This is a genomic window from Bacteroides coprosuis (genome assembly GCF_020741705.1).
In the GTDB taxonomy this organism is placed as follows: domain Bacteria; phylum Bacteroidota; class Bacteroidia; order Bacteroidales; family Bacteroidaceae; genus Bacteroides_E; species Bacteroides_E coprosuis.
The window spans coordinates 21,439-29,292 of sequence record NZ_DYYK01000102.1; the positions used below are offsets into that span (position 1 = coordinate 21,439).

At 34.2% G+C, this 7,854-nt stretch carries 6 protein-coding genes; 4 read left to right on the plus strand and 2 right to left on the minus strand.

Going from position 1 to position 7,854, the window contains the following annotated elements; all coding sequences use genetic code 11:
* Positions 1-62 precede the first annotated feature (62 nt).
* Together K8V80_RS05970 and K8V80_RS05975 are read right to left on the minus strand one after the other, a co-directional pair.
* Positions 63-3,389, minus strand: coding sequence for a glycoside hydrolase family 2 TIM barrel-domain containing protein (locus tag K8V80_RS05970; RefSeq protein WP_276776077.1), 3,327 nt, complete (start codon positions 3,387-3,389; stop codon positions 63-65).
* A 119-nt stretch (positions 3,390-3,508) separates the two neighbouring features.
* On the minus strand, positions 3,509-4,921 hold the full coding sequence (locus tag K8V80_RS05975) for a Gfo/Idh/MocA family protein (RefSeq protein WP_276776080.1): 1,413 nt from the start codon (positions 4,919-4,921) through the stop codon (positions 3,509-3,511).
* A 294-nt stretch (positions 4,922-5,215) separates the two neighbouring features.
* On the opposite strand from K8V80_RS05975, the gene hpt reads away from it, so the two are divergent.
* The 4 genes from hpt to K8V80_RS05995 form a co-directional block, all read left to right on the plus strand.
* Positions 5,216-5,752 (plus strand): hypoxanthine phosphoribosyltransferase, encoded by a 537-nt coding sequence (gene hpt / locus K8V80_RS05980; RefSeq protein WP_006744152.1) that lies wholly within the window; start codon positions 5,216-5,218, stop codon positions 5,750-5,752.
* 28 nt (positions 5,753-5,780) lie between these two features.
* The gene (locus K8V80_RS05985) at positions 5,781-6,350 is read left to right on the plus strand and encodes an adenylate kinase (protein WP_006744153.1); all 570 of its coding nucleotides are present in this window, start codon (positions 5,781-5,783) and stop codon (positions 6,348-6,350) included.
* 91 nt (positions 6,351-6,441) lie between these two features.
* Positions 6,442-7,602, plus strand: a complete 1,161-nt coding sequence (gene obgE / locus K8V80_RS05990; protein WP_276776087.1) for a GTPase ObgE — start codon at positions 6,442-6,444, stop codon at positions 7,600-7,602.
* A gap of 1 nt (position 7,603) precedes the next feature.
* Positions 7,604-7,854, plus strand: a 251-nt coding sequence (locus K8V80_RS05995; protein ID WP_276776090.1) for a laccase domain-containing protein, incomplete at its 3' end; no start/stop codon positions are given.

Consider the following 7,854-nt stretch of genomic DNA (forward strand, 5'->3'; position numbering starts at 1 on the left):
ATAAAAAAGGACTGTTTAATTGATTTTAAACAGTCCTTTTAATGTTAAATAGAATATTGAATTTATTGAGGAATAATAGTAAATCCCCACTGATACTCTTGGTTTGCAGGGAGAGTATGTTCGGGTTCTGGACGATCTCCCCAGCTGTCATAACCTGCAACACCTTGTTGTCTTAAGTCCAAGCAAACTTCAATAAAATTTCTAGGAGTAATATCGTTAATATGGTGCATTCTTCTTAGCACATTTTTAGCTTTATTTTCATCCTTGTTTGCGATCTCTTCTGCAGAAAAATTATTCCATTGGTAAGAGTGTTGTATGGCTTCTTCTGAATCAAAATCCTCAATAGAATTGCGTAGAGCATTGAACCCAAAAGTAGCATCAGCATTTATTCTTATTTTTTGATTATTCTTATTTTTAAGCTCTAGCCAACGAGTATCTGTGTGATGTCCATTTTCTTGTGGTCGCACATAAGGATAATACATCTCTTCAACTTTAGTTTGATACAACCCTACAAAAGCAGAAGCATTTCTATCGGTATAATTCTCGTGAGGTCCACGGCCAAAGTATTGAATTAAATTCATTTCTTGAGGAACTCTAAAACGAATACCTATTCTAGGAACTTCTAAATTTGTAGAATTTTTTCTCAAAGCCTCATTTCCTGGTGTAAATGTAGCTGTACGTGTAGCTTCAGAAATTTCTATTTCATTAGCCTTGGCATCAGTAGAAGTAAATGTAATATGTGTTTGTAGAACACCCGATGGGTAAATCTTATAGTTTATAATATATAAATTACCAGCAGGTAAAAGGTAGTTTACGCTCAGGAGAATATGGTCTTTCTCTTCTGATATTTGGGTGTCAACCACATTAAAGTCCTTACTAGCCTCTTTCCATATTTGTAAGCGTTTAGGAGCACCATTTCCATAATCATTATCATTTGGAGCTCTCCAAAAGTTGGGTTGAATACCAAAGCTTTCATGAAAATACTCTTTTCCATTTATTTGATACGATGATACTATACCTGTTGTTTTGTTAAATATGAACTGTATTTTACTTGATCTAACAATAATACTTTTTTCACTGTTGTCAACAGAAAGTTTTGGACCTTTTGTATTCAGAGGTTGAGCTGTTTTCTGAGTAGGAATTTTAAACTGATCAGTTGCTACAATAAAATTGCTAGGAACTAAAATTTCAGCGTTTTTTGTTGTAACAATGAAGTTTACAAAATACTCTGATACAGTATTATTCTTTACATCACTTGTTCCATAAGTATTTACAAGAGTAGATTCTTGTGGGTTGAGAGATACTTTAATCTCTTTTTGTTTTATTACTTTTCCTTCTTGAGTGAGCTGTGCTATAATTTTATAATTATCTAGAGTTGAAAAGTAATGTCTATTAGTTATTTCTACTTCTCCTCTTTCAGGATTTATCACTTTGAAGCCTATGTTTTGATGAACATACTTTACTTCTGCTAATGCAGGATGTGGAGTTCGATCAGGATTAACAAGTCCATTGCATAAAAAATTACCATCACTAGGCATATCTACTCCATAATCCCCACCATAAGTCCAATAGGGTTTTCCATCTAGGTCATATTCTTGAATGCCTTGATCTACCCAATCCCAGATGTATCCACCTTGTAAATTGGGATATTTATAAATAGCCTCCCATTGATCCGAAAGATTCCCATTTGAGTTTCCCATAGCATGAGAATACTCTGAAGGAACAACGGGTCGATCACTTCCTTTTTCTCCAATAGCATTTAACCACTTAGCACTTGGATATTGAGGTACATACATATCTGTATTCCACTCCCATAAAGCACGCTCATAGTTTACTGGTCGATTCATCCACTCTTTATCTGCTTTTTTCATCCATAGGTAAGTTTGGTAAAAATTGTACCCATTACCTGCTTCATTTCCTAACGACCAAATTGTTAAACTAGGGTAGTTCTTATTCCTTTCGTACATATTAATCGTACGGTCCAAGTGAGGTTTAAGCCATTCTGGATTATTTCCGAGAGTTCCACCTTTTTTTAAGTCATAGTACATACCATGACTTTCTATATTGGCTTCATCATATACGTATAAACCATATTCGTCGCATAACTCATAGAAACGTCTGCTTTGAGGGTAGTGACAGAGGCGCACAGTATTGATGTTATGTTGTTTCATCAACTCAAAATCTTTTCTCATGAGTTCTTCAGTTACATAATGTCCTGTTTGGGGATTGTGTTCATGAATATTTACTCCCTTTAACTTGATAGGTTGGCCATTGACAAGAAATAAGTTGTGCTTTTTACCATCAACTACTATATCTTTTATTTCAATCTTTCTAAAACCAACGTTGAAGGGTATTACCTCTGTTACAATGCCATTCTCTTTAACTGATAATAATAATTTGTAAAGATTAGGAGATTCGGATGTCCAAGTTTTCACTAGTGGAATTTCTTTAGTGAATATCACTTTTTCTGCTTTTTCTACCCAAGTAGTTTTTTCGTCAGATGCAATCGTTTTTCCTTTATCATCGATTAACTCATACAAAACCTCAACTTTTTGAGATTGGTTTTTGCTATTTCTAAGGTCTACTTGAATCTTAAAATCTCCATTCTTGTAATCGTCGCTAAGTGAAGACTTAACATAAAAGTCCCTAATAGAGGTCTTGGGTTGTGAAAAGAGATATACATCTCTTTCGATACCACTAATTCTCCAAAAATCTTGACACTCCAAATATGAACCTGTACTCCATCGGAATATTTTCAGAGTTAAAATGTTCTTTCCTGTTTTAAGATAATCGTTGATTAAAAATTCGGCAGGGTTTTTAGAATCTTCACTATAACCCACTTCTTTCCCATTGACATAAACATATAGTCCAGATTTAGCTCCTGCAATGTGTAGAAAGATATCTCGATTGTCCCAGTTTGAGGGGATATCAAAATCTCTTCTATAGACTCCTACTGGATTTTCTTCAGGAAGTAGGGGTGGTTGAGGATTTCTGGGTTGAAATTCATAGCCATGATTGGTATAAATAGCTGTTCCATGACCTTGAACTTCCCAGTTACCAGGGACAGTAATATCGCTCCAGTCGTTTGTGCTGATATTTGTATCTGTTATGTTTTTAGGTAAATTTTTGTATGAATCTACATAATAAAACTTCCAAGTTCCGTTGAGTAGTTTGACAAAAGGACTATCCATAAAGGAGCTTGATAGAGCTTCTTTTTTATTATCATAGCTCATAAAAGATGTTCTAGGGTACTCTTTATGAATTGACACAGTTTGAATGTCCTTCCAAAAGGGGATTTCTGGATTGTTTTGAGCAAACGCTATGGAAGGTTTTACTATAACTAGGAATAGGAAGAATAAAATATACCTTCTTAGAAAAGTTGATTTCATGTGTTTGTAGTTAATAGATTATTTTAGTTGTCTTTATATTAATACGGTAAACGCAGTCTATATACTAATTAATTCATATATAAACTGCGTTTTATTAATATCTTTTAAGATGTTATTTATTATTTTGCAAAAGCGTGAGTATAACCTTGAATTTTATTCCAACCACCTCTGGTAAAGTCGGGAACTTCAACTGGAGCCGAGTTGTTTTCAATAGAGATAGACGTTAGTTCTCCTAGAGAGCACCATTCTGCTAAATCGTAAACATCCATATCTAGCGGTAGACCATTTCTTAAGCAATAAACTAATCTATAATCCATTATGAAATCCATGCCACCATGTCCACCCACTTTCTTTGCTATTTCTTCTAATTCTTTATGGATAGGGTGTTTGTATTTGTTCATTAATGCTTCTTTTACTTTTTCTGGTACAAAACCATGTGCATTTAAATCCTCATGATTAGGAGCAACATCGCTATCTACTTGCTCTGGTTCTAATACATAACCTTCAACGGGATATTTATTAGCAAATCCTTTTGTTCCAGTTAATTGATACATACGGCTATAGGGGCGAGGTGTCATAACATTGTGCTGAATATGGATTGTTTTCTCTTGCTCAGTACGGATAAGAGTCAGTGTGTGATCTCCATTTTTAAAATCTGGAGCATCATCGCCTTGAAGTTTGTTTACATTCTTACGACCATTAACTGATTTAGTATCCATAGCTACTAGGTAGTTCATTTTATCACCACGATGAATATTTAATAATTGGCAAGCTGGGCCCATACCATGAGTCGCATATACATCACCTCTGTGTTTTCTGTTGTAATCAAGTCTCCAGTTGTTCCAATAGTAAGGCCAGAATTCTTCTAAGTTGTGAATATATGAACCTTCCACATGCAGAATTTCTCCAAATATGCCTTGTTGAGCCATATTTAAAGTAGTTAGTTCAAAGAAATCGTACACACAGTTTTCAAGTTGCATACAATGTTTTCTTGTTTTTTCTGAAGTGTTTATAAGTGCCCAAATATCTTCTAAACTCATAGCAGCAGGTACTTCAATAGCAGTGTGTTTACCCTGTTCCATAGCATATAGCCCCATTGGTACGTGGTTTACCCAATCTGTAGCAATATAAACTAGATCAATATCATCTCGTTCACATAGTGCTTTCCAAGAATCTTCTTCACCAGAATATTCTGCTGCTTGTGGTAAGCCTGCCTCTATTAGAATTTCTTGGCATTTACTGACACGTTCTGGGCGAATATCGCATAGAGCTACTACTTTTGTACCTGGAATATGTGTAAATCGCTCTACAGCACTAGGTCCTCTCATACCTAACCCAATAAACCCCACTCTTACAGTGTCTAGTTTAGGAGCCGTTAGTCCCAAAACATCTTCTTGACCTGCTGGTCTTTTAGGAACTTCCGTTTTTATAGGTGTGAACTTTTTAGTGGCTTGTTTCGTTTCTGAAGAGTTGCAAGCCGCAAAGGAAATAAAAATGGCAACAAGACAAATTGCTTTAAAATGTTTTATCATAGCATTATATAATTATAATTATTAATAGACTTCAATGTAGTGTTTATTAGTAAAAAAGAGAATAATGAGATAAAGTGTTTTTATAAATCTTCTATTCCTTTAAAATGGTTAAATGAATCTTTAATATTACTTACTCAAAGATAAAACATCTTTTTAATTGTTATCTATATTTAATAGATATATTAAAGAATGTGATACTAGGCTTACTTCTAGGAAATATTTGATGTGTATACTATTTATAACTAGAATAAAAATTGTATTTTTGCACCAACTTAAAAAAATACAAAGCCAGTTATGGATAGGATAAGAGTAAAAGATAAGGAATTTGAAGTATCTATTCCCGAAGAAAAAATAGCTAAAGAAGTTGAAAGGGTTGCTAATGAGATTAATACAGAATTAGCAGGTAAAGATCCCTTATTTATTAGCGTTTTAAATGGTGCATTCATGTTTACATCAGATTTAATGAAGCACATCACTATACCATGTCAAATTTCATTTGTAAAGCTAGCCTCTTATCAAGGTGTTGCATCAACTGGCAAAGTAAAAGAAGTTATTGGGCTTAATGAGGATATTGCAGGTAGAACTATCGTTATCGTTGAAGATATTGTAGATACAGGTTTAACTATGCAACGTTTACTTGAAACATTAGGTACTCGTAATCCGAAAGAAATTTATATCGCATCGTTGTTGGTAAAACCAGAAAAGTTGAAAGTGGATTTAGATATTAATTTTATTGCTTTCAATATACCTAATGATTTTATTTTAGGATACGGATTAGATTATGATGGTTATGCAAGAAACTTGCGTCAAATCTATACAGTTGTAGAATAAAACTATAAAACATACATACACATTTATCATGTTAAATATCGTAATTTTTGGTGCTCCAGGTTCTGGAAAAGGAACACAAAGTGAACGCATCGTAGAGAAGTATGGACTTAACCATATTTCCACTGGAGACGTATTGAGAAATGAAATAAAAAATGATACAGAACTAGGCAAAACTGCAAAGGGATTTATTGATCAGGGTCAGTTAATTCCTGATTCTTTAATGATTGATATCTTAGCCCAAGTTTTTGATAGCTTTAAAGATAGTAAAGGTGTTATTTTTGATGGATTTCCAAGAACAATTCCTCAAGCAGAAGCATTAAAAGATATGTTAAAGGAACGTGGTCAGAGTATTTCTACCATGTTAGAATTAGATGTTCCAGAAAATGAATTGATGGAGCGTTTGATTAAAAGAGGAAAAGACTCTGGTCGTGCTGATGATAATGAAGAAACAATTAAAAAGCGTTTGAAGGTATATCACTCTCAAACAGCTCCATTGATTGACTGGTATGAAAAAGAAAATTTACATGCTCATATCAATGGCTTAGGTACTATGGATGAAATATTCAATAGTATCGTAAAAACAATTGATAACTTATAATACGAAAGTATATTTAGTGCGGCCATATATGTAGAGAAATAGTCTACTATATTGTCGCACTTATTTTTGATAACTAATTAAAGTAATAAATATGGCTGAATCTAACTTTGTTGATTATGTAAAGATCTATTGTCGCTCTGGTAAGGGTGGTAGAGGATCCACACACATGAGGCGTGAAAAATATGTACCCAAAGGTGGTCCAGATGGTGGTGATGGAGGAAGAGGTGGCCATGTTATATTGCGTGGTAATCGAAATTACTGGACATTATTGCACCTAAGATATGAACGTCATGTCTTTGCTGATCATGGAGAATCTGGTGGAGCAAAGAAGTGTTTTGGTAAAGATGGCGCGGATCGTGTTATTGAAGTACCTTGTGGAACGGTTGTCTTTAATGGCGAAACAGGTGAATATATCTGTGATATAACAGATCATGACCAAGAAGTTATTTTACTTCAAGGTGGTCGTGGCGGTTTAGGTAATGTTAACTTTAAAACATCTACCAATCAAGCGCCTCGCTATGCTCAGCCCGGAGAGCCTATGCAAGAAATGACAGTTATTCTAGAATTGAAACTATTGGCAGATGTGGGCCTAGTTGGCTTTCCTAATGCAGGAAAATCCACATTATTATCTGCTGTATCTGCAGCAAAACCTAAAATTGCTAATTATCCGTTTACAACCTTAGAGCCAAACTTAGGTATTGTATCTTATAGAGATAATAAGTCTTTTGTAATGGCAGATATTCCAGGTATTATTGAAGGTGCTAGTGAAGGAAAGGGCTTGGGACTACGATTCTTACGTCATATAGAACGTAACTCGCTATTACTATTTGTTATTCCAGCAGATACAGAAGATATAAAGAAAGAGTATGAAATTCTTTTGAATGAGCTAAAGACTTTTAATCCTGAGATGCTCGATAAACAGAGAATTCTAGCTATAACCAAATCTGATGTTTTGGATGAAGAGCTAATGGAATTGCTAGAGCCTACTTTACCAGAGAATATACCTCACTTATTTATTTCTGCTGTTACAAACTATAATATTGCTCAACTAAAAGATATTATCTGGGAAGAGCTAAATAAAGAAAGTAATAAAATAGAAATGGTTCATGCACCACTATCAATAGAGAGCCGTGAAAGTGAAGATGATGACTATGAATTCGATTATTCCTATGAAGACATAGACGACGAAGAAATAGATGATATGGACGATGTGGACTTTGAGTATGAAGATGATGAGGAAATAGAAGATTAAAATGTATTATCTATCAAAATATCATGAAATGTTGGGGTTTAATTCTTTGAAGGATTACCCCAACATTTTTAATTTTACTACTACTCGTATTGGAGGAGTTAGTAAGGGAGATTATGCTTCCCTTAATGGTTCATACTTTTCTGGCGATGAACTTCAAAATGTAAAAGAGAACTGGGAAACTATTTTATCTTATACCAGTGAAAAGCCTAGTTATACAGCAATACCCTATCAAACCCATGGAGATGAAATAAG

Coding starts and splice junctions, on each gene's coding strand:
- hpt (WP_006744152.1), top strand. CDS start 5,216: ATGGATAGGATAAGAGTAAAAGATAAGGAATTTGAAGTATCTATTCCC.
- K8V80_RS05970 (WP_276776077.1), bottom strand. CDS start 3,389: ATGAAATCAACTTTTCTAAGAAGGTATATTTTATTCTTCCTATTCCTA.
- K8V80_RS05975 (WP_276776080.1), bottom strand. CDS start 4,921: ATGATAAAACATTTTAAAGCAATTTGTCTTGTTGCCATTTTTATTTCC.
- obgE (WP_276776087.1), top strand. CDS start 6,442: ATGGCTGAATCTAACTTTGTTGATTATGTAAAGATCTATTGTCGCTCT.
- K8V80_RS05985 (WP_006744153.1), top strand. CDS start 5,781: ATGTTAAATATCGTAATTTTTGGTGCTCCAGGTTCTGGAAAAGGAACA.